The organism is Crenalkalicoccus roseus, from assembly GCF_004761865.1.
GTDB lineage: Bacteria > Pseudomonadota > Alphaproteobacteria > Acetobacterales > Acetobacteraceae > Crenalkalicoccus > Crenalkalicoccus roseus.
Map to the genome: position 1 here is coordinate 86,784 of NZ_SJDM01000003.1, position 19,807 is coordinate 106,590.

At 66.7% G+C, this 19,807-nt stretch carries 19 protein-coding genes and 3 tRNA genes; 21 read left to right on the forward strand and 1 reads right to left on the reverse strand.

Features of this window, described 5'->3' with window-relative positions:
• The first annotated feature begins 29 nt into the window (after positions 1-29).
• A complete protein-coding gene (locus ET526_RS04280; protein ID WP_158295489.1) occupies positions 30-869 on the forward strand; it encodes a VOC family protein in 840 nt (279 codons plus the stop codon).
• On the opposite strand, the gene ET526_RS04285 is transcribed toward ET526_RS04280, so the two are convergent.
• Entirely contained in the window at positions 859-1,818 is a 960-nt protein-coding gene (locus ET526_RS04285; RefSeq protein WP_135466443.1) for a DUF429 domain-containing protein, read from the reverse strand. The two genes, ET526_RS04280 and ET526_RS04285, sit on opposite strands and share 11 nt — an antisense overlap.
• 62 nt (positions 1,819-1,880) lie before the next feature.
• On the opposite strand from ET526_RS04285, the gene ET526_RS04290 reads away from it, so the two are divergent.
• From ET526_RS04290 to nuoK, 20 genes are all read left to right on the forward strand, one after another.
• Entirely contained in the window at positions 1,881-2,453 is a 573-nt protein-coding gene (locus ET526_RS04290) for a cytochrome b (protein ID WP_158295490.1), read from the forward strand.
• Between the two features lie 168 nt (positions 2,454-2,621).
• Positions 2,622-2,706 (forward strand) — tRNA-Leu (locus ET526_RS04295).
• Positions 2,707-2,748: 42 nt separating this feature from the next.
• Positions 2,749-4,089 carry a trigger factor gene (gene tig / locus ET526_RS04300; RefSeq protein WP_135466445.1) on the forward strand — a complete coding sequence of 447 codons (1,341 nt, stop codon included), beginning with the start codon at positions 2,749-2,751 and terminating at the stop codon, positions 4,087-4,089.
• 239 nt (positions 4,090-4,328) lie between these two features.
• The gene (gene clpP / locus ET526_RS04305) at positions 4,329-4,973 is read left to right on the forward strand and encodes an ATP-dependent Clp endopeptidase proteolytic subunit ClpP (RefSeq protein ID WP_135466446.1); all 645 of its coding nucleotides are present in this window, start codon (positions 4,329-4,331) and stop codon (positions 4,971-4,973) included.
• 160 nt (positions 4,974-5,133) lie between these two features.
• Complete coding sequence (clpX, locus tag ET526_RS04310) at positions 5,134-6,390, forward strand: ATP-dependent Clp protease ATP-binding subunit ClpX (RefSeq protein ID WP_135466447.1); 1,257 nt, start codon at positions 5,134-5,136, stop codon at positions 6,388-6,390.
• A gap of 168 nt (positions 6,391-6,558) precedes the next feature.
• On the forward strand, positions 6,559-8,976 hold the full coding sequence (gene lon / locus ET526_RS04315) for an endopeptidase La (protein WP_135466448.1): 2,418 nt from the start codon (positions 6,559-6,561) through the stop codon (positions 8,974-8,976).
• A 209-nt stretch (positions 8,977-9,185) separates the two neighbouring features.
• The gene (locus ET526_RS04320) at positions 9,186-9,458 is read left to right on the forward strand and encodes an HU family DNA-binding protein (RefSeq protein WP_135466449.1); all 273 of its coding nucleotides are present in this window, start codon (positions 9,186-9,188) and stop codon (positions 9,456-9,458) included.
• 198 nt (positions 9,459-9,656) lie between these two features.
• Positions 9,657-9,728: transfer RNA gene (locus ET526_RS04325), tRNA-Val, on the forward strand.
• Between the two features lie 97 nt (positions 9,729-9,825).
• Positions 9,826-9,902: transfer RNA gene (locus tag ET526_RS04330), tRNA-Asp, on the forward strand.
• Between the two features lie 295 nt (positions 9,903-10,197).
• Positions 10,198-10,566 carry an NADH-quinone oxidoreductase subunit A gene (locus ET526_RS04335; protein ID WP_135466450.1) on the forward strand — a complete coding sequence of 123 codons (369 nt, stop codon included), beginning with the start codon at positions 10,198-10,200 and terminating at the stop codon, positions 10,564-10,566.
• Positions 10,567-10,589: 23 nt separating this feature from the next.
• Complete coding sequence (locus tag ET526_RS04340; protein ID WP_135466589.1) at positions 10,590-11,147, forward strand: NuoB/complex I 20 kDa subunit family protein; 558 nt, start codon at positions 10,590-10,592, stop codon at positions 11,145-11,147.
• Positions 11,148-11,211: 64 nt separating this feature from the next.
• Positions 11,212-11,826, forward strand: a complete 615-nt coding sequence (locus tag ET526_RS04345) for an NADH-quinone oxidoreductase subunit C (RefSeq protein WP_275668631.1) — start codon at positions 11,212-11,214, stop codon at positions 11,824-11,826.
• A gap of 35 nt (positions 11,827-11,861) precedes the next feature.
• Positions 11,862-13,100: an NADH-quinone oxidoreductase subunit D gene (locus tag ET526_RS04350; protein WP_135466591.1), complete on the forward strand. Its 1,239-nt coding sequence runs from the start codon at positions 11,862-11,864 to the stop codon at positions 13,098-13,100.
• Positions 13,101-13,129: 29 nt separating this feature from the next.
• On the forward strand, positions 13,130-13,780 hold the full coding sequence (locus ET526_RS04355; RefSeq protein WP_135466592.1) for a complex I 24 kDa subunit family protein: 651 nt from the start codon (positions 13,130-13,132) through the stop codon (positions 13,778-13,780).
• A gap of 4 nt (positions 13,781-13,784) precedes the next feature.
• Positions 13,785-15,098, forward strand: coding sequence for an NADH-quinone oxidoreductase subunit NuoF (gene nuoF, locus ET526_RS04360; protein WP_135466451.1), 1,314 nt, complete (start codon positions 13,785-13,787; stop codon positions 15,096-15,098).
• A 6-nt stretch (positions 15,099-15,104) separates the two neighbouring features.
• On the forward strand, positions 15,105-17,150 hold the full coding sequence (nuoG, locus tag ET526_RS04365) for an NADH-quinone oxidoreductase subunit NuoG (RefSeq protein ID WP_135466452.1): 2,046 nt from the start codon (positions 15,105-15,107) through the stop codon (positions 17,148-17,150).
• Positions 17,151-17,155: 5 nt separating this feature from the next.
• Positions 17,156-18,166: an NADH-quinone oxidoreductase subunit NuoH gene (gene nuoH, locus ET526_RS04370; protein ID WP_135466453.1), complete on the forward strand. Its 1,011-nt coding sequence runs from the start codon at positions 17,156-17,158 to the stop codon at positions 18,164-18,166.
• Positions 18,167-18,209: 43 nt separating this feature from the next.
• Positions 18,210-18,698, forward strand: coding sequence for an NADH-quinone oxidoreductase subunit NuoI (gene nuoI, locus ET526_RS04375; protein ID WP_135466454.1), 489 nt, complete (start codon positions 18,210-18,212; stop codon positions 18,696-18,698).
• Positions 18,699-18,797: 99 nt separating this feature from the next.
• A complete protein-coding gene (locus ET526_RS04380) occupies positions 18,798-19,493 on the forward strand; it encodes an NADH-quinone oxidoreductase subunit J (RefSeq protein WP_135466455.1) in 696 nt (231 codons plus the stop codon).
• A gap of 1 nt (position 19,494) precedes the next feature.
• Complete coding sequence (nuoK, locus tag ET526_RS04385) at positions 19,495-19,803, forward strand: NADH-quinone oxidoreductase subunit NuoK (protein WP_135466456.1); 309 nt, start codon at positions 19,495-19,497, stop codon at positions 19,801-19,803.
• Positions 19,804-19,807 lie beyond the last annotated feature (4 nt).

Here is a 19,807-nt window from a genome sequence, read left to right on the forward strand (position 1 = left end):
AGGTGCTTCGCCTCGGGGAAGGACACCGCATGGGACCGCTGATAGACCACGTCGTCGTGGATGTGCGCGACCGGATGGAGGAGGGGGCGCGGCGCTACCGTGCCCTCGGCTTCACCCTGACGCCGCTCGGCCGGCACAGCCTGGGCTCGGCCAACCATCTGGCGATCTTCGGGCGCGACTATCTGGAGCTGCTCGGCACCGACGTCCCCGGCGGGGCGCTGCGCCCCGACCTCGCGGGCTATCCGGTGGGGCTGAACGGGCTGGTGTTCCTGGCCAGGGGGGCGGAGGCGCTGCAGCAGGCGCAGCAGGCGCGCGGCGTGCCGGTGCAGGGCGTGGTCAATTTCTTCCGCCCGGTGGAGTTCCCGGACGGCACCCGCGCCGATGCCCGCTTCAACGTCGTGCGCCTCGACCCCGCCGCCGCCTTCGACGGCCGCATGTACTGGTGCGAGCATTTGACGCCCGAGAATGTCTGGCGCGCGGAGTGGCAGGACCACCCGAACGGCGCCACCGGCATCGCCCGCGTGCTGCTCTCGGTGCGCGACCCGGCGCGGCAGGCGGCGCTGTTCACCCGCATCTTCGGTCCCGGCCACCTGGCCGAGGGGCCGGGCGGGCGGCGCATCCTGAAGGCCGGGGACGCGGTGGTGGAGTTCGCGCCGCACGCCGCGGTGCGGGAGGAGCTTGGCGCCGCCGCGCCCGACCCCGCCGAGCGGGGCGACCACATGGTGCTGGTGGGGCTGCGTGTGCGCGACCTCGCCCGCACCGCCGAGGTGCTGCGCGCCAACGGCGTCGCCGGCGTGGAGGAGAAGGACGGCCGGCTGCGCGTCCCGGCGTCCGAGGCGATGAACGCGACGATCGACTTCATGGCCTGAGCGGCGCGGGGCGCGGCAGGGCGGTCTGGCCGAGCACCCAGCCCTCCCAGCGCCGGATCCAGGGGTCCTCCGGCACGAAATCCGGCCGGGCCCCGTCCAGCACGCCGATCAGGCCGAGCAGGCCGATGACGGAGTCGAACCGGTCCTCGGCCGCCGCGTCGCGCCCGAAGCCGGCGGCGATGGCCTCGGCCAGGGCGGGCGTGGGCTCGACGCGCCGCGCCGCCATGGCGCCGGCCAGCGCCGGGGCGAGCGCCCGCCGCGCCGCCTGCGCCCGCTTGCTGCCGGAAAGGCGAAGGCCGCAATGACGCAGCGCCTCGGCCGGATACACCTCGGCCAGCACCAGCCGCCCCGGGGCGAGCAGCGCGCGCAGCCGGCCCTCGAAGGGCCACAGCGCGAGCGGCGCCCCGGCGGCGAGGGCGGGCGCCAGCCAGTCCCGCCAGGCCGTGATCGCCGCCTTGCCGGACTGGTTGGCGCCGAGCGTCCAGAATGGCGGCGCCCCGGCCGGGCGTTCCGCCGTCGCGCGGTCGCACCAGCGCGACAGGGCGTCGGGGCCGGCGAGGCCGAGCGCGGCCGCATGTGCCGCCCGCGTCATCCCCTTTGCGCCGCGCGCCGGGTAGAAGGGGCGGTCGGGCGAGACCGTCTCCAGCCCCGCATTCACCGCGAAGAAGCCGGGACGGCCGGCGAGGCCGCGCAGGAAGGTGGGGAAGTCGGGCTCCGGCCGCCCCGCCGCCCAGGCGCGCGGCAGGCCGAGCGGGAGGTCGAGGCCGAGCGCTGCCGGCACACCCTCGCCGAGGAGCGTCGCCGCCAGCGCCGCCGGGTCCCGCACTTGGCAGGGCGCCTCCGCCCGCCATGTGCCGCCCTGGCGGCGGGCGAGGGTGGCCCACCGCTTGCGCGGATCGCTGCTCCAATCCGCATGCGCGGCAACCAGGTCGGGCGGCGGGGGCGGCATGTCGGGGCTCGGCGTATAAGGCGGGCGGCGCGGGACCGCCGCGGCAGGCGAGGGGAAGGGCGATGGCGGAGGCGAGAATACCGGAGAGGACACGCGGGCCGGAGGCGGCGACGCCCTACAACACCCCCGCCAAATGGTTCCACTGGGTCACGGTGGCGCTGATGGCGGTGGCCCTGCCGGTCGGCCCGCTGATCAAGTTCGTCCGGGACGAGGACAAGATGGCGTTCTACGCGCTGCACGAATCGGCGGGGCTGACCCTGCTGTTCGTGGCCATCGCCCGCCTCGCCTGGCGCCTGCGCCACCCGCCGCCGCCCCTGCCCGCGCATGTTCCGCGGCCGCTGCGGTTCGCGGCCAACGGGGTGCACAACACCCTCTACGCGCTGCTGATCCTGCAGCCCGTCCTCGGCTTCCTCATGACCAACGCCTTCGGCTTCCCGATGCGGGGGGAGACCGCCTATCTCGGCTTCATCCACTTCCCGAAATTCATGGAGCCGGTGGAGTGGCTGGCCGAGTGGCTCAAGACCGCGCACATCATCGGCGGCTGGACCATCGCGGCGCTGCTGGTGGCCCATCTGGGCGGGGTCGTGTACCACCAGGCGATCCGCCGCGACGACCTGCTGCTGCGCATGGTCTGATGCCCGGCGAAGGCCACGGCTTCCGTGACGGCTGCGCGCCAGCCTCGAGGGTCACGCCCCAGCCATGGGGCGGGGCTTCGCACGGCCGGGGATGGCGCCTCGGGGGGCGGCTTTCCACCCTGTCCGGCCTGCGCTAAAGGCGCCGCTTCACGGCTGCGGGTGGGCCACGCGGGCGTGGTGGAACTGGCAGACACGCCGGATTTAGGTTCCGGTGGCGCAAGCCGTGGGGGTTCAAATCCCTCCGCCCGCACCACCACCCCCGGCCTGACCCCCTTGGAAAGTGGGCGAGACGACGATGCAGGTGACCGAGGTCGCGAATGAGGGGCTGAAGCGGGCCTACCAGGTGGTGGTCCCGGCGAGCGATATCGCGGCCAAGCGCGCCGAGCGGCTGGACAGGCTGGGCCGCGAGCTGCGCCTGCCCGGCTTCCGCCCCGGCAAGGTGCCGCCCAAGGTGGTGGCCGCCCGCTACGGCCAGGCGGTGACCGGGGAGGTGCTTGAAGAGAGCGTGAATGACGCCACCCGGCAGGTGGTCTCCGACCGCGGCCTGCGCCCGGCCCTGCAGCCGAAGATCGAGCTGGTGAACTTCGCCGAGGGCGCCGATCTCGAGTTCAAGATGGAGCTCGAGGTGCTGCCTGAGGTGCCGATGCCGGATTTCGCCGGCATCGCGCTGGAGCGACTGAAGGCCGAGCCGACCGAGGAGCAGGTCGCCAAGGCGCTCGATTCCATCGCCCAGCGCAACCGCCGCCTGGAAGACATCGAGGAGGCCCGTCCCGCCGCCCGGGGCGAGGTGCTGGTCTGCGACTTCACCGGCCGGCTGATCGGCGAGGATGGGACGCCGGGCGAGCCTTTCCCCGGCGGCTCGGCCACCGACATGCCGATCGAGGTGGCGGGCGAGGGCTTCATCCCGGGCTTCACCGAGCAGCTGGAGGGCATGGCGCCCGGCGAGACCCGGACCATCCGCGTCACCTTCCCCGAAGGCTACGGGGCCGCCGAGCTGGCCGGCAAGCAGGCGGCCTTCGAGGTGACCGCCAAGGCCCTGAAGCGGCCCGTCACCCCGGCCCTGGACGACGAGCTGGCGAAGTCCCTCGGCTTCGACGACCTGGAGAAGCTGAAGGGCGCGCTGCGTGAGCAGCTTCAGAAGGAGTATGACAGCCTGTCGCGGCTGCGGATCAAGCGGGCGTTGCTCGACGCGCTGGCGGAGCGGGCCGACTTCCCGGTGCCCGAGGGAATGGTCGAGGCCGAGTTCGCCCAGATCTGGCAGCGGGTGGAGGCCGACCTGAAGGCCGGGCGGCTGGACGAGGACGACAAGGGCAAGGATGAGGAAACCCTGAAGGCCGATTACCGCCGGATCGCGGAACGGCGGATCCGCCTCGGTCTGCTGCTGTCCGAGATCGGCCGGACCAACAACATTTCGGTCACCGCCGAGGAGCTCGGCCGGGCGATGCGTCAGGAGGCGGCCCGCTACCCTGGCCAGGAGCAGGCCGTGATGGAGTTCTTCCGCAGGAACCCCCAGGCGGCCGAGAATCTCCGCTCCCCCATCTTCGAGGAGAAGGTGGTGGACTTCATGCTCGAGCTGGCGCAGGTGACGGAGCGGACCGTGTCGCCGGAGGAACTCTCCGGGGGGGCGGCGGCCTGAGCCGCCCGGCTGCGGCGAGGCATGGCCGGCGGTTCAGGCCGTCACGGGACGGTATCGAGTGGTCACAGCGGGCGCGGCAGCCCTTCCGGTGCGCTGGCGCTTGCCCCACATTAGCGGGGCCGGGCGATTCCGCCCGCCGGGCGGGGCGGCGTGGCGGCCGATCCGAGGCCGGCCGGAGACCCTGGCGGCATTCGGGCCGCGCGTGCCGGCTGCGCCCCTGCGACTGAAAGGCATGACCTATGCGGGACCGTGATCCGGTCGAGTTCTACAACAGCAACCTCGTTCCGATGGTGGTCGAGCAGACCGCCCGGGGCGAGCGTGCCTACGACATTTATTCGCGTCTGCTGAAGGAGCGCATCATCTTCCTGACGGGCCCGGTCTACGACCAGGTGTCCTCGCTGATCTGCGCCCAGCTCCTGTTCCTGGAGAGCGAGAATCCGAACAAGGATATCGCCTTCTACATCAATTCGCCGGGCGGTGTGGTTTCGGCCGGCCTCGCGATGTATGACACGATGCAGTATATCCGCAGCCCCGTGAGCACGGTCTGCATCGGCCAAGCGGCTTCCATGGGCTCGCTGCTGCTCTGCGCCGGCACCAAGGGCAAGCGTTTTGCCCTGCCCAACAGCCGGATCATGGTGCATCAGCCCTCTGGCGGCGCCCAGGGGCAGGCCACCGACATCGAGATCCAGGCCCGGGAGATCCTGAAGCTCCGCCAGCGGCTGAACGAGATCTATGTCAAGCACACGGGTCAGCCCATCGAGGCGATCGAACGCAAGCTGGAGCGGGATACCTATATGTCGGCCGAGGAGGCCCGGGATTTCGGCCTGATCGACCAGGTGGTCGAGCAGCGTCCCGCCGCGCCGGGCGCCGAGGCGAAGAGCTGAGGCCCGCCCTGTCGGGTACCGGTGTCCCGCCCCGGCGCCCGCCGCCCGCCTGCCGGGCCGGGCCCGCACGGAGCTTTCCCCCTGATGACAGGGGGGCTACAGTCCTGACCAGCGCCCCTCACGGCCGGCACCCCGGCCGAGCGGGGGGCGGGGAGTGCCCATGAGCAAGTCCGGCGACTCGAAGAACACCCTGTACTGCTCGTTCTGCGGCAAGTCGCAGCACGAGGTCCGCAAGCTCATCGCCGGACCGACCGTGTTCATCTGCGACGAATGCGTCGAGCTGTGCATGGACATCATCCGCGAGGAGCACAAGACGCACCTCGTGAAGTCCCGCGACGGGGTGCCGACCCCCAAGGAGATCTGCAAGGTCCTGGACGATTACGTGATCGGCCAGGAACACGCGAAGAAGGTGCTCTCCGTTGCGGTGCACAACCACTACAAGCGGCTGGCGCACGGCGCGAAGAACAACGACGTCGAGATCGCCAAGTCCAACATCCTGCTGATCGGCCCGACCGGCAGCGGCAAGACGCTGCTGGCCCAGACGCTGGCGCGCATCCTCGACGTGCCCTTCACCATGGCCGACGCGACCACGCTGACCGAGGCCGGCTACGTGGGCGAGGATGTGGAGAACATCATCCTCAAGCTGCTGCAGGCTGCCGACTACAACGTGGAGCGGGCGCAGCGGGGCATCGTCTACATAGACGAGGTGGACAAGATCAGCCGCAAGTCGGACAACCCCTCCATCACCCGCGACGTGTCGGGCGAGGGCGTGCAGCAGGCGCTGCTCAAGATCATGGAGGGCACCATCGCCTCCGTCCCGCCGCAGGGCGGGCGGAAGCACCCGCAGCAGGAATTCCTGCAGGTGGACACCTCCAACATCCTGTTCATCTGCGGCGGCGCCTTCGCGGGGCTTGAGAAGATCATCGCCGCGCGCGGCAAGGGCTCCGGCATCGGCTTCGGCGCCGAGGTGCGCAGCCCCGATGAGCGGCGCACGGGCGCGATTCTGCGCGAGGTGGAGCCCGAGGACCTGCTGAAATTCGGCCTGATCCCGGAGTTCATCGGCCGCCTGCCGGTGATCGCCACACTCGACGACCTCGACGAGAAGGCGCTGATCGAGATCCTGACTAAGCCCAAGAACGCCCTGGTCAAGCAGTACCAGCGGCTGTTCGAGATGGAGGGGACGAAGCTCACCTTCACCGAGGACGCGCTCAGGTCGGTGGCGGCGCGGGCGATCCAGCGCAAGACCGGGGCGCGCGGATTGCGTTCGATCATGGAGCAGATCCTGCTTTCGACCATGTTCGACCTGCCCGGCCTCGACGACGTGGACGAGGTGGTGGTGAACCGGGAGGTGGCGGAGAGCCGGGCCAGCCCCCTCTTCATCTATGGCGAGCGGGCGGCCGAGCAGAGCTCGGCTTGATACGGCCGGTGCCGGGGAGGGGACAGCCCCGCCCCGGTTTTCAAGATCTTGTTGGGGGGTGCGCGCGGACCCATCTCCCCCGCATCCCCGCGGCGCCGCGGGCCGTGCCGCAGACCGGGCGTTCCCCGGGGGCGGACCGCGCGCCGACTGTCCTTCAGTGAGGTCCCGATGGCGGAACAGAACCTGCAGCCGGTGCGCGGCGAACTCCTCCCCGTGCTGCCGCTGCGCGACATCGTTGTCTTCCCCCACATGATCGTTCCGCTCTTCGTCGGGCGGGAGAAGTCGGTGCGCGCGCTCGAGGCGGTGATGCGCGATGACAAGCAGATCCTGCTCGTCGCGCAGAAGAACGCCGCCCAGGACGATCCGGCCCCGGAGGACCTTTATCAGGTCGGTACCGTCTCGACCGTGCTGCAGCTCCTCAAGCTGCCCGACGGCACGGTGAAGGTGCTGGTCGAGGGCGGGCGGCGCGCGCGAATCGTCGGCTTCAAGGAGACGCAGAGCCACTTCGAGGCCTACGCCACCGCCATCGAGGAGGAGGTGGGCGAGCCGCAGGAGACGGACGCGCTGGCGCGCACCGTGATCAGCCAGTTCGAGCAGTACATCAAGCTCAACAAGAAGATCGCGCCCGAGGTGCTGGTCTCGATCAACCAGATCGAGGAGCCGGCGAAGCTCGCCGACACGGTGGCGGCGCATCTCTCGCTCAAGATTCCAGAGAAGCAGGAGCTGCTCGAGACCGCCGGCGTCGCGGCCCGGCTCGAGAAGGTCTTCGCGCACATGGAGAGCGAGATCGGCGTCCTTCAGGTGGAGAAGCGCATCCGCAACCGCGTCAAGCGGCAGATGGAGAAGACGCAGCGCGAATACTACCTGAACGAGCAGCTCAAGGCGATCCAGAAGGAGCTCGGCGAGGGCGAGGACGGCAAGGACGAGGCCGCCGAGCTCGAGGCACGCATCAAGGCCACCAAGCTGTCCAAGGAGGCGCGCGAGAAGGCGATGGCGGAGCTGAAGAAGCTCCGCACCATGTCGCCGATGAGCGCCGAGGCGACGGTGGTGCGCAACTACCTCGACTGGATGCTCTCGATTCCCTGGAGGAAGAAGAGCAAGGTCCGCAACGACATCCTCAAGGCCGAGGAGGTGCTGAACGCCGACCACTACGGCCTGGAGAAGGTGAAGGAGCGGATCATCGAGTACCTGGCGGTGCAGAGCCGCAGCCCGAAGATCCGCGGGCCGATCCTGTGCCTGGTCGGCCCCCCCGGTGTCGGCAAGACCTCGCTCGGCAAGTCCATCGCCAAGGCGACGGGGCGGAATTTCGTGCGCATGTCCCTGGGCGGTGTACGCGACGAGGCGGAGATCCGCGGCCACCGCCGCACCTATATCGGCTCCATGCCGGGCAAGATCATCCAGGGCATGAAGAAGGCGAAGACCTCGAATCCGCTCTTCCTGCTCGACGAGATTGACAAGCTCGGCGCCGACTGGCGCGGTGATCCGTCCTCCGCGCTGCTCGAGGTGCTGGACCCGGAGCAGAACGCCAGCTTCAACGACCATTACCTGGAGGTGGATTACGACCTCTCCGACGTGATGTTCGTCACCACCGCCAACAGCCTGCGCATGCCGCAGCCGCTGATGGACCGGATGGAGATCATCCGCATCCCCGGCTACACGGAGGATGAGAAGGTCGAGATCGCTAGGCGCCACCTGATCCCCAAGCAGGCGGAGGCGAACGGCCTGAAGGAAGGCGAGTGGTCCATCTCCGAGGACGCACTGCGGGATCTGGTGCGCTACTACACGCGCGAGGCCGGGGTGCGGAACCTCGAGCGCGAGATCGGCAATCTCGCCCGCAAGGCGGTGAAGGAGATCGTCTCGAAGAAGGCGAAGAAGGTCGCCATCACCCGCAAGAACCTCGACAGGTACGCCGGGGTGCGGAAGTTCCGCTACGGCGAGGCCGAGGCGGAGGACATGGTGGGCGTCGTCACCGGCCTCGCCTGGACCGAGGTGGGCGGCGAGATCCTGACCATCGAGAGCGTCATGGTGCCGGGCAAGGGCAAGGTGCAGCACACCGGCAAGCTCGGCGACGTGATGCAGGAGAGCGTCTCGGCCGCCATGTCCTACGTGCGCTCGCGCGCCACCAGCTTCGGCATCAAGCCGACACTGTTCGAACGGCGCGACATCCACGTGCACGTGCCGGAGGGCGCGACTCCGAAGGACGGGCCGAGCGCTGGCATCGCCATGGCAACCTCCATCGTCTCCGTGCTCACCGGCATTCCGGTGCGCAAGGACGTGGCGATGACGGGCGAGATCACGCTGCGTGGACGCGTGCTGCCGATCGGCGGCCTGAAGGAGAAGCTGCTGGCGGCGCTGCGCGCGGGCGTCACCACCGTCTTCATCCCGAAGGAAAACGAGAAGGACTTGGCGGAGATCCCGGACAATGTGAAGAAGGGGCTCACCATCCTTCCTGTCAGCCATGTGGATGAGGTGATTGGGAAGGCGCTGGTGCGTGCGCCCGAGCCGATCGAATGGGCGGAGCCGCCCGAGCCCGCGGCCCCGCTCGGCAAGGATGCAGACGGGCAACAGCCAGCCTTGCCGCACTGAGGGTAGAGGCGGCGGTCCGGCGGCGCTTCGGCGCCGCCGGCGTTGCGCTGATACCGCGGGTTCGCCCGGAATTCCGGGTCGAACTCCCTGCCACGATTGACGCGTGCAAATCCTGCTGAATACAGTCACTCCGGGTTTCGCGCCCGGAATCGTCCGGGGCGCCTCACGCAGCCTTGGAGCGCGTGTCCTCAGGAAGGGGGGTCTTCCTCGTGAACAAGCAGGATCTGATCACAGTGGTCGCCGAGGCGGGGGATCTGCCCAAGGCCAAGGCGGGCGACGTGGTGGACGCGGTGTTCGAGGCAATCACCAAGTCGCTGAAGAAGAAGCAGGAAGTCCGGCTGGTCGGCTTCGGAACCTTTTCGACCTCGAAGCGCAAGGCCGGCAAGGGTCGCAACCCCCGTACCGGGGAGGAGATCAAGATCCCCGCAAGCATCACCGTGCGCTTCAAGGCCGGCAAGGGCCTGAAGGAAGCGGTGAACTAGACGCTGCCGCGGGCCCCCGCGGCTGGTTGCTCCACCGTTCGGAACCAGGAAGCGGGGGCTTGCCATCCGCGGCTTCTTGCTTTTCCGTTTCCGACGCCGGATCCGCGAAGGCGGTCTCGTCGGAGCGGTGGCTCAGTTGCTCGGCAGGGATGTGGAAGCACGATCCCTCCCGATGGATCATGCTGTGGCGGGCTCCGGGGGCGCTTAGCTCAGTGGTAGAGCGCCTGTCTTACACACAGGATGTCGGCGGTTCGAATCCGTCAGCGCCCAGGCCTCCCTGGGGGGCAGGAAATCGGGCCAAATCCTGTCGTGCCACCCCGCCTTGACAGCAAGGCTGGCAGCCCTTATTTGCCCGCTCCTGTCGCGGGCGGGTGTAGCTCAGTCGGTTAGAGCGCCGGCCTGTCACGCCGGAGGTCGCGGGTTCGAGCCCCGTCACTCGCGCCACGCGGCATTGTTTCGATCGGCGGCGCCAGCCCGGGCAGGGATGGCGCCGTCGCCGCTTCTGGCCTTTTCGTTGCGCCCCATCGGGATCAGATATCGCCTCTAAGGGCGATTGCCCCCTATGGCGGAGCGGGCGGGGCGCGGCTAATGTCCGCGCACGCCGCGCTGCGGCATGCCGGCGTCCGAGGCAGGCGCGGCTCGTAGCCTCCGGCGCTGCGCTCGACCCGCGCGAGCATCGGCGTGACGGCCCGCATGCCCGCCAAGAGCTGCTCGGCCGCCTGAAGGGACGCGACGAAGCATGACGCAACCGCTGCTGGCAGACTATTTCCCGATCCTGGTGTTCCTGGCGATCGCGGGCGGCATTGCGCTGGCCATGGTCGGGGGCAGCCTGCTGCTGGCGCGGCAGAAGCCGGATCCGGAAAAGCTCTCCGCCTATGAGTGCGGCTTCGAGCCTTTCGATGACACCCGGCGGCGCTTTGACGTGCGCTTCTACCTGGTTGCCATCCTGTTCATCATCTTCGATCTGGAGGTGGCCTTCCTGTTTCCTTGGGCGGTGGCCCTTGGGGACATTGGCTGGTTCGGCTTCTGGTCAATGATGGCTTTCCTGGGCGTGTTGACCATCGGCTTCATCTACGAATGGCGCAAGGGCGCCCTGGATTGGGAATGACGGCGCCGGCGCTGGAGAAAGCAATGAGGGCACAAAGCGAAACCATCGCCTGGAACCGCGAGCATCTGCCGCCTGGCCCGGCGCAGGATGCGGTTGTCAGGGGAATCACCGGCGAGATCGAGGAGAAGGGTTTCGTCGTCGCCAGCCTCGACAAGGTGGTCAACTGGGCACGTACCGGCAGCCTGTGGCCGATGACCTTCGGCCTCGCCTGCTGTGCCGTGCCGATGATCCATGCCTACATGGCGCGCTACGATCTGGACCGGTTTGGGATCATTCCCCGCGGCTCGCCGCGCCAGTCGGACGTGATGATCGTCGCCGGGACGCTCACCAACAAGATGGCCCCGGCCCTGCGCAAGGTCTACGACCAGATGGCCGAGCCGCGATGGGTGATCTCCATGGGCAGCTGCGCCAATGGCGGCGGGTATTACCACTATTCCTATAGCGTGGTGCGGGGCTGTGACCGCATCGTGCCGGTGGATGTGTACGTGCCGGGCTGCCCGCCGACGGCCGAGGGGCTGGTCTACGGCATTCTGCAGTTGCAGAAGAAGATCCGGCGGACGGGGACCATCCTGCGTGGCTGAAGTGATCAAGAGCGCGGCCGAAGCAGGCGCGGTCGCACCGGCCGCTCATGCCGAGCGGCTGCGGATACTGGGTGAGGCCGCCCGTGAGGCGCTCCTCGAAGGAAGCGTGGAGGAGGTGCGGCTTGAGCGCGGCGGGCACGAGCTGGTTCTGCGCGTGCGCAGGGAGCATCTGCTGCAGACCATGGCGCTGCTGCGCGACGATCCTCGCTTCGCCTTCGAGCAGCTGATGGACCTCTGCGGCGTGGACTGGCCCGAGCGCGCCGAGCGGTTCGAAGTGGTGTACAACCTGCTGAGCCTGTCGCTGAACCAGCGGATCCGGGTGACGGTGCGGACCGATGCGGCGACGCCCGTGCCTTCCGTTGCCGCGCTTTGGCCCTGCGCCACCTGGTATGAACGCGAGGCCTGGGACATGTATGGCATTGTGTTCGAGGGGCAGACCGATTTGCGCCGCCTTCTCACCGACTATGGCTTCGAGGGGCACCCGCTGCGCAAGGATTTCCCGCTCACCGGCTATGTCGAGGTGCGCTACGACGAGGAGCGCAAGCAGGTGGTCTATCAGCCGGTGTCGCTGACGCAGGACTTCCGCAATTTCGACTTCCTCTCCCCCTGGGAAGGCATGACGACCCTGCCGGGGGACGAGAAGGTGCACCTGAACCGCATCGAGGGACCCGAGCCGTGAGCGGCAGTTCGCACATGGCGTCCGAGGCAGGGCCGATGGCCGCAACCGCGGATCCCGCCGCTCTCGCTTCCGCCACCGAGGTTTCCACGACCCGGACGGTGGAGGTGGACAGCCACACCATCAATTTCGGCCCTCAGCATCCGGCGGCGCACGGGGTGCTGCGCCTGATCCTGGAAATGAAGGGCGAAGTGGTGGAGCGTGCCGATCCGCATATCGGCCTGCTGCACCGCGGCACCGAGAAGCTGATGGAATACAAGACGTACCTACAGGCCATGCCTTACATGGACCGCCTGGACTACGTCTCGCCCATGTGTATGGAGCACAGCTTCGTGCTGGCGGTGGAGCGGCTGCTCGGCATCGAGCAGGACATCCCCGAGCGGGCGCGGGTCATCCGCACCATGTTCGCGGAGCTGACCCGCATCCTGAACCACCTGCTGAACGTCACCACCTTCGCTCTCGATTGCGGAGCTATCACCCCGGCGCTGTGGGGATTCGAGCAGCGCGAGCACCTTCTCGAGTTCTACGAGGCCGCGGGCGGCAGCCACTATCATGTCAACTACTTCCGCGCCGGTGGTGTGGCGCGCGACATCCCGCCCGCCCTTGAAGAGCGAATTGCGGTCTGGACGCGGCAGTTCCCGCGCTTCCTCGACGATCTTGAGGGGCTGCTGACGGAGAACCGCATCTTCAAGCAGCGCACCGTGGACATCGGGGTGATGAGCGCGGAGCAGGCGATCGCCTGGGGCTTTTCCGGGCCGTGCCTGCGCGCCTCCGGCCTGCCATGGGATCTGCGCAAGGCGCAGCCGTACGAGATCTACGCCGAACTCGACTTCGACATTCCGGTTGGCCGGCATGGCGACTGCTATGACCGCTTCCTTGTACGCATGCAGGAGATGCGGCAGAGTCTCCGGATCGTCGAGCAGTGCCTGAACCGCCTCAAGCCGGGGCCGGTGAAGATTGCGGACAACAAGATCGTGCCGCCGCCTCGGGCGGAGATGAAGCGCTCGATGGAGGCGCTGATCCATCACTTCAAGCTCTACACCGAAGGCTATCACGTGCCTGCCGGCGCGACCTATACGGTGACGGAGGCACCGAAAGGCGAGTTCGGCGTCTACCTGGTGGCGGATGGCACCAACCGTCCCTACCGCTGCAAGATCCGGGCGCCCGGCTATGCGCATCTGCAGGCCATGGACGTACTCTCGAAGGGGCACATGCTGGCCGATGCGGTGGCGATCATAGGCAGCCTTGACATCGTGTTCGGGGAGATTGACCGGTGAGCGGCGCTGAGGGTCAGGGAGGGCCTGAGATTGGCGGCGGCTGGGGCGCTTCCCACGCCGCGGATTCCGAGCATCCGGAGCAGCCGGCGCATTTCCACTTCGACGCCGAGAGCGAGGTGCAGATCGAGAAGATCATCCGCCGCTATCCGCCGGGCAAGCAGGCCAGCGCGGTGATCCCGCTGCTCTACATCGCGCAGCGGCAGATGAAGCGGCAGACCGGAAGCGCCTGGGTGCCACGGGTGGCGATGGATGTGGTCGCCGCCCGGCTCGGGATGGCGCCGATCCGCGTCTATGAGGTTGCGACCTTCTACTTCATGTTCAACACCCGCCCGATCGGAAAGCATCACCTGCAGGTCTGCGGCACCACGCCCTGCTGGCTGCGGGGATCGGACGAGGTGTTGCGCGCCTGCAAGGATGCCGGTGGGCTGAAGGGTTATGGCGACACCAGCGCCGACGGCCTCTTCACCTTGACCGAAGTGGAATGCCTCGGCGGCTGCGTGAACGCGCCTGTGCTGCAGGTGGATGACGACTACTATGAGGACCTGGATTACGAGAGCACGGTGCGCCTGATCGAGGCGCTGAAGCGCGGCGAGCGGCCGAGGCCGGGCAGTGTCATCGGGCGGCAGGCCAGCGCGCCGGCGGGCGAGCGCACGACGCTGCTCGACGTGCCGGGGGAATAGGGTCATGGCGCTTTCCGACAAGGACCGCATCTTCACCAACCTCTACGGCCTGCAGGACTGGCGCCTGCCGGCGGCGCGCCGGCGCGGCAACTGGGACGGTACGGCGGCGCTGATCGCCAAGGGGCGCGACTGGATCATCGAGGAGGTAAAGAATTCCGGGCTGCGCGGCCGTGGAGGCGCTGGCTTCCCGACCGGCATGAAGTGGTCCTTCATGCCGAAGCAGTCGGACGGGCGGCCGCACTACCTGGTGGTGAATGCCGACGAGTCCGAACCTGGCACCTGCAAGGATCGCGACATCATCCGCCACGATCCGCATACGCTGATCGAGGGCTGCCTTCTGGCCGGCGTAGCGATGGGCGCGCATGCCGGCTACATCTACATTCGCGGCGAGTATTACAATGAGAGCCTGGTCCTGGAGGCGGCGATCGCCGAAGCCTATGAAGCCGGGCTGATCGGCCCCAACGCCTGTGGCAGCGGCTGGGATTTCGACCTCTACGTGCATCGTGGCGCTGGCGCCTACATATGTGGCGAGGAGACGGCGCTGATCGAGAGCCTGGAGGGCAAGAAGGGCATGCCGCGCCTGAAGCCGCCCTTCCCGGCAGCCGTTGGGCTCTATGGCGCGCCGACCACGGTGAACAACGTCGAGACCATCGCCGTGGTGCCGGAAATCCTGCGCCGCGGGGCCGCTTGGTTCGCCTCCTTCGGCCGGCCGAAGAATTCCGGCACCAAGATCTTCTGCATCCAGGGACACGTGAACAGGCCCTGCAATGTGGAAGAGGAAATGTCCATTCCGCTGCGCGAGCTGATCGAACGCCATGCGGGTGGGGTACGCGGCGGCTGGGACAATCTGCTGGCGGTGATCCCGGGCGGTTCCTCGACGCCGCTGATCCCAAAAGAGATCTGCGACACCGTCCTGATGGACTTCGACGCCTTGCGCGAGGTGAAGAGCGGCCTCGGCACGGCGGGGGTGATTGTCATGGACAAGTCCACCGACCTGATCAAGGCGATCGCCCGCCTGTCGCAGTTCTACAAGCATGAAAGCTGCGGCCAGTGCACCCCTTGCCGCGAGGGCATGGGCTGGGTGAAGCGCATGATGGACCGCATGGTGGAAGGGCGGGCCGAACTTGCAGAGATCGATGTGCTTGAGGATGTGACGCGCCGCATCGAAGGACATACCATCTGCGCGCTTGCCGATGGTGGTGTGTGGCCGGTGCAGGGGCTGATCCGCCACTTCCGCCCGATGATGGAAGAACGCATTGCGGCCTACAAGGCGAGACGCGGCTCTCCGCAGCCGACACTGCCTATGGCCGCGGAGTAGCGCGCGATGGTGAAAGTCACGGTTGACGGGATCGAGGTGGAGGTGCCGAACGGCGCCTCCGTGCTGCAGGCCTGCGAGGCGGCAGGAAAGGAGATCCCGCGCTTCTGCTACCACGAGCGTCTCTCTGTTGCCGGAAACTGCCGCATGTGCCTGGTGGAGGTGGAGAGGGCACCAAAACCCGTCGCCTCCTGCGCCTATCCCGTGGCGGACGGCATGAAGGTCTTTACTGACAGCCCGATGGTGCGCAATGCCCGTCGCGGCGTCATGGAGTTCCTGCTGATCAACCACCCTCTCGACTGCCCGATCTGCGACCAGGGCGGCGAGTGCGATCTGCAAGACCAAGCCTTCGCCTATGGCATGGATCACTCCCGTTTCCGGGAAGCCAAGCGGGTGGTCAAGGACAAGTATGTCGGGCCGCTGATCAAGACGATCATGACGCGCTGCATTCACTGCACGCGCTGCATCCGCTTCATCACCGAAGTTGCGGGAGTGCCCGAGCTTGGTGCCACCGGCCGTGGCGAGGCCATGGAGGTCGGCACCTATGTCGAAAAGGCGATCACCTCCGAGCTGTCCGGCAACCTGATTGACATCTGCCCGGTTGGGGCGCTGACCAGCCGGCCCTATGCCTTCATTGCGCGTCCCTGGGAGCTGCGTAAGACCGACAGCATTGATGTGCTGGATGCGGTGGGCGCCAATATCCGTGTGGACACGCGTGCGGGTGAAGTGCTGCGCATCCTCCCGCGCATCAATGACGAGGTGAATGAGGAATGGCTCGCCGACCGTGGCCGCTTCGCATTCGATGGGCTGAAGCGCCGTCGGCTCGACCGGCCCTGGGTTCGCCGTGACGGGCGTCTGGTACCAGCGACGTGGAGTGAGGCGTTCACCGCCATCGCCGCCCGGCTGAAGGGCATGTCGGGCGACCGGATCGCCGCCGTCGTCGGCGACCTGATGGACGCCGAGGCGATCGTGGCGCTGAAGGATCTGATGGCGGCGCTCGGCAGCGTCAATCTGGAGTGCCGGGTGGATGGTGCCGCGATTGATGCCTCCCGCCGCGACTTCTACACCTTCAACACCACTATTCCCGGCATAGAGGAAGCGGATGCGCTGCTGATCATCGGCAGCAATCCCCGCCAGGAGGCTCCGGTTCTGAACGCGCGCATACGCAAGCGCATGATAGCGGGACGCTTCCCGATCGGCTTCGTCGGGCCGCGTGGCCTTGACCTCACCTATCCGCATGATTGGCTGGGGGAGGGCGGGGCGACCCTGCGTGCACTCGCCGGAGGTGGCCACCGCTTCAACGAGATGCTGCGCAAGGCGGAGCGACCAATGCTCATCCTCGGCCGTGGAGCGCTGCGTCGTCCGGATGGCGCCGCGGTCCTGGCGGCCGCTTGGCAGGTGGCTGCAGAGAACAACATGCTCCGTCCAGATTGGCATGGCTTCAACCTGCTGCATCTGTTCGGCGGGCAGGTTGCTCCTCTCGATCTTGGTTTTGTGCCGCCGCCAAGCGGGCTTCATCCGCAGATCGAGGCGCTGTGGCTGCTCGGCGCCGATGGAATCGAGCTTGAGCAGATCCCTGAAGGCACTTTTGTCATCTATCAGGGTCATCATGGCGAGGCCGCAGCAGCGCGAGCCGACGTTATACTGCCTGGCGCTGCCTATACGGAAAAGGATGCGACCTGGGTAAACACCGAAGGGCGCGTGCAGCATGGCAGGCTTGCCGTCCATCCTCCCGGAGAGGCGCGCGAGGATTGGAAGATCATTCGTGCTATGAGCGAGGTGCTTGGTCGGCGCCTGCCTTACGACAATCTGGTCAGCGTGCGAGCGCGGCTTGTGGAGATCAATCCGGCCTTTAGTGTGGCAGGTGGCCTCGAACGGCACGGCTGCGAAGACAGGCGTGGGCCTGCGGGCGATCTGTCGGCGCTCTCCGATGCACCTTTCGTGATGCCGATCAGCAATTACTGGCAGGCTGACGTGATCAGCCGTGCTTCCGATGTCATGGCGGAATGCGCGCGCACTTACATATCGCCGGCAACGCCGATGGCTGCGGAGTAGGGAGCATGGACGGATTCCTGGCATCGCCGGCCGGCGTGCTGGTGATTACGGTGGCACAAACCCTAGCCCTTCTGGTGCCGGTGCTGATAGCAGTTGCCTATCTCACCTGGGCGGAGCGCAAGGTGCTGGCGGCGATACAGCTCCGCAAGGGTCCGAACGTGGTCGGTCCCTTTGGTCTGCTGCAGCCCTTCGCGGACGCCATAAAGATGCTGATGAAGGAGACGGTGATCCCCTCGGGGGCGAACCGGCTGCTCTTCATCATGGCGCCAATGCTCACCTTCCTTTTGGCGATGGTGGCCTGGGCGGTCATTCCCGTTCAGGATGGGTGGGCGATAGCTGACATCAATGTCGGCATCCTCTATCTGTTTGCAATCAGCTCGCTCGGCGTCTACGGCATCATCATTGCTGGTTGGGCATCCAACTCCAAATACGCGTTTCTTGGCGCGCTGCGCAGTGCGGCGCAGATGGTGAGCTACGAAGTCTCCATCGGCTTCGTCATCGTGACCGTCCTGCTTTGCGTCGGCTCACTGAACCTGACGCAGATCGTCCGAGCACAGGAAAGCGTCTGGTTCTTCATCCCGCTTTTCCCGATGTTCGTGATCTTCTTCATCAGCGCGCTCGCCGAGACCAACCGCGCTCCCTTCGACCTGCCGGAAGGCGAGAGTGAGCTGGTGGCAGGTTTCTTTGTGGAATATAGCAGCATGTCCTTCGCCCTGTTTTTCCTGGGCGAATACGCGAACATGATCCTGATGTCGGCGCTGGCAACCATCCTGTTCCTTGGTGGCTGGTTGCCGCCCATCAACGCCGAGCCATTCACCTGGATTCCCGGCTTCGTATGGTTTGCACTCAAAGTCGCGCTTTGTCTGTTCGTCTTCATTTGGGCGCGCGCGACCTTTCCACGTTACCGCTACGATCAGCTCATGCGGCTGGGATGGAAGGTGTTTCTGCCCTTCAGCCTGTTCTGGCTCGTGCTGACGGCCGGTGTCCTCAAGCTGACGGGGTGGTTGCCGGCATGAAGCCTCTGCTGAAAAGCGCTCCAATCACCAAGGAAATGCGGCTATGGCTAGTCTAGACCGCGTCGCACGCAGCCTGCTGCTATCAGAAATTGTCTCAGGGCTGGCGTTGACATTGCGCTACTTCTTCAAGCCCAAGGCAACGATCAACTATCCCTACGAGAAGGGACCGCTGTCGCCGCGCTTCAAGGGCGAACATGCGCTGCGTCGCTATCCCAATGGCGAGGAGCGCTGCATTGCCTGCAAACTGTGCGAGGCTATCTGTCCTGCGCAGGCGATCACCATCGAGGCCGAACCTCGCGAGGACGGATCGCGGCGCACCACGCGCTACGACATCGACATGGTCAAATGCATCTATTGCGGCATGTGTGAGGAGGCATGCCCTGTAGATGCCATCGTCGAGGGGCCAAACTTCGAATTCGCGACCGAGACCAGAGAAGAGCTGCTTTACGACAAGCAGCGGCTGCTCGCCAACGGCGATCGATGGGAACCTGAGATTGCCAAGCGCCTCGAACTTGATGCCCCCTACCGGTAGCCACGCTTAGGGCCGCACTGACGCGGCCCTTGTTTTCCTGCCCCCTCGGGGATTGCCATCGGACGACATCATGACGCCACTTGGTCCAGGAGGCCTGCGATGATCGCTGCGGCGGCCTTCTACCTCTTCGCAGCCATCCTGATCGCCTCCGCGGTCATGGTGGTGACGGCACGCAACCCCGTGCATAGCGTTCTCTTCCTGATCCTTGCCTTCTTCAACGCGGCTGCCCTGTTCCTGATAGCAGGTGCCGAGTTCCTGGCGATGATCCTGGTGATCGTCTATGTCGGCGCGGTCGCAGTCCTGTTCCTTTTCGTGGTCATGATGCTGGACATCGACTTCGCCCGACTGCGCGAGGGTTTTCAGCGCTACGCGCCGATCGGTGCGATCGTCGGTGGCATCCTGTTCCTGGAGCTTGTCCTGGTGCTTGGTGCCTGGACCTTCGCGGACCAGGCGGAAGCGTTGCGCATTGCGCCCACGCCACCGAGCCCGGTCACCAATACCGAGGCGTTGGGCCTCCTCCTCTATACGGACTACATCTATCTCTTCCAGGCGGCGGGGCTGATACTTCTGGTTGCCATGATCGGGGCCATCGTCCTGACGCTCCGCGGCCGACCCGCCATGCGGAGGCAAAACATCGCTGTTCAGATCGCGCGCAGCGGCTCGGTTGCCGCAGAAAAGGTGCCGGTTGGTGCGGGCATTCGGGAACTCGGCATCCGCCGGCCTCCGCCACCGGAAGAGACGCGCCGTCTAGCGGAACCCGCCCATGGAGAGGCGGATCACGGGGAGCGGCACTGAGATGGTCATCGGTCTTGCGCATTATCTCATCGTTGCCGCCATTCTGCTGGTTCTCGGCATCTTCGGCATCTTCCTGAACCGGAAGAATGTGATAGTGATCCTGATGTCGATCGAGCTGATCCTCCTCTCGGTGAACCTCAACCTGGTGGCCTTTTCCGCCTGGCTGAACGATCTGGCAGGCCAAGTTTTCGCCATGTTCGTTCTCACCGTCGCAGCTGCCGAGGCTGCGATTGGCCTTGCCATCGTTGTCATCTACTTCCGCAACCGTGGAAGCATCGAGGTCGAGGGCATCTCGACCCTGAGAGGCTAGGGCG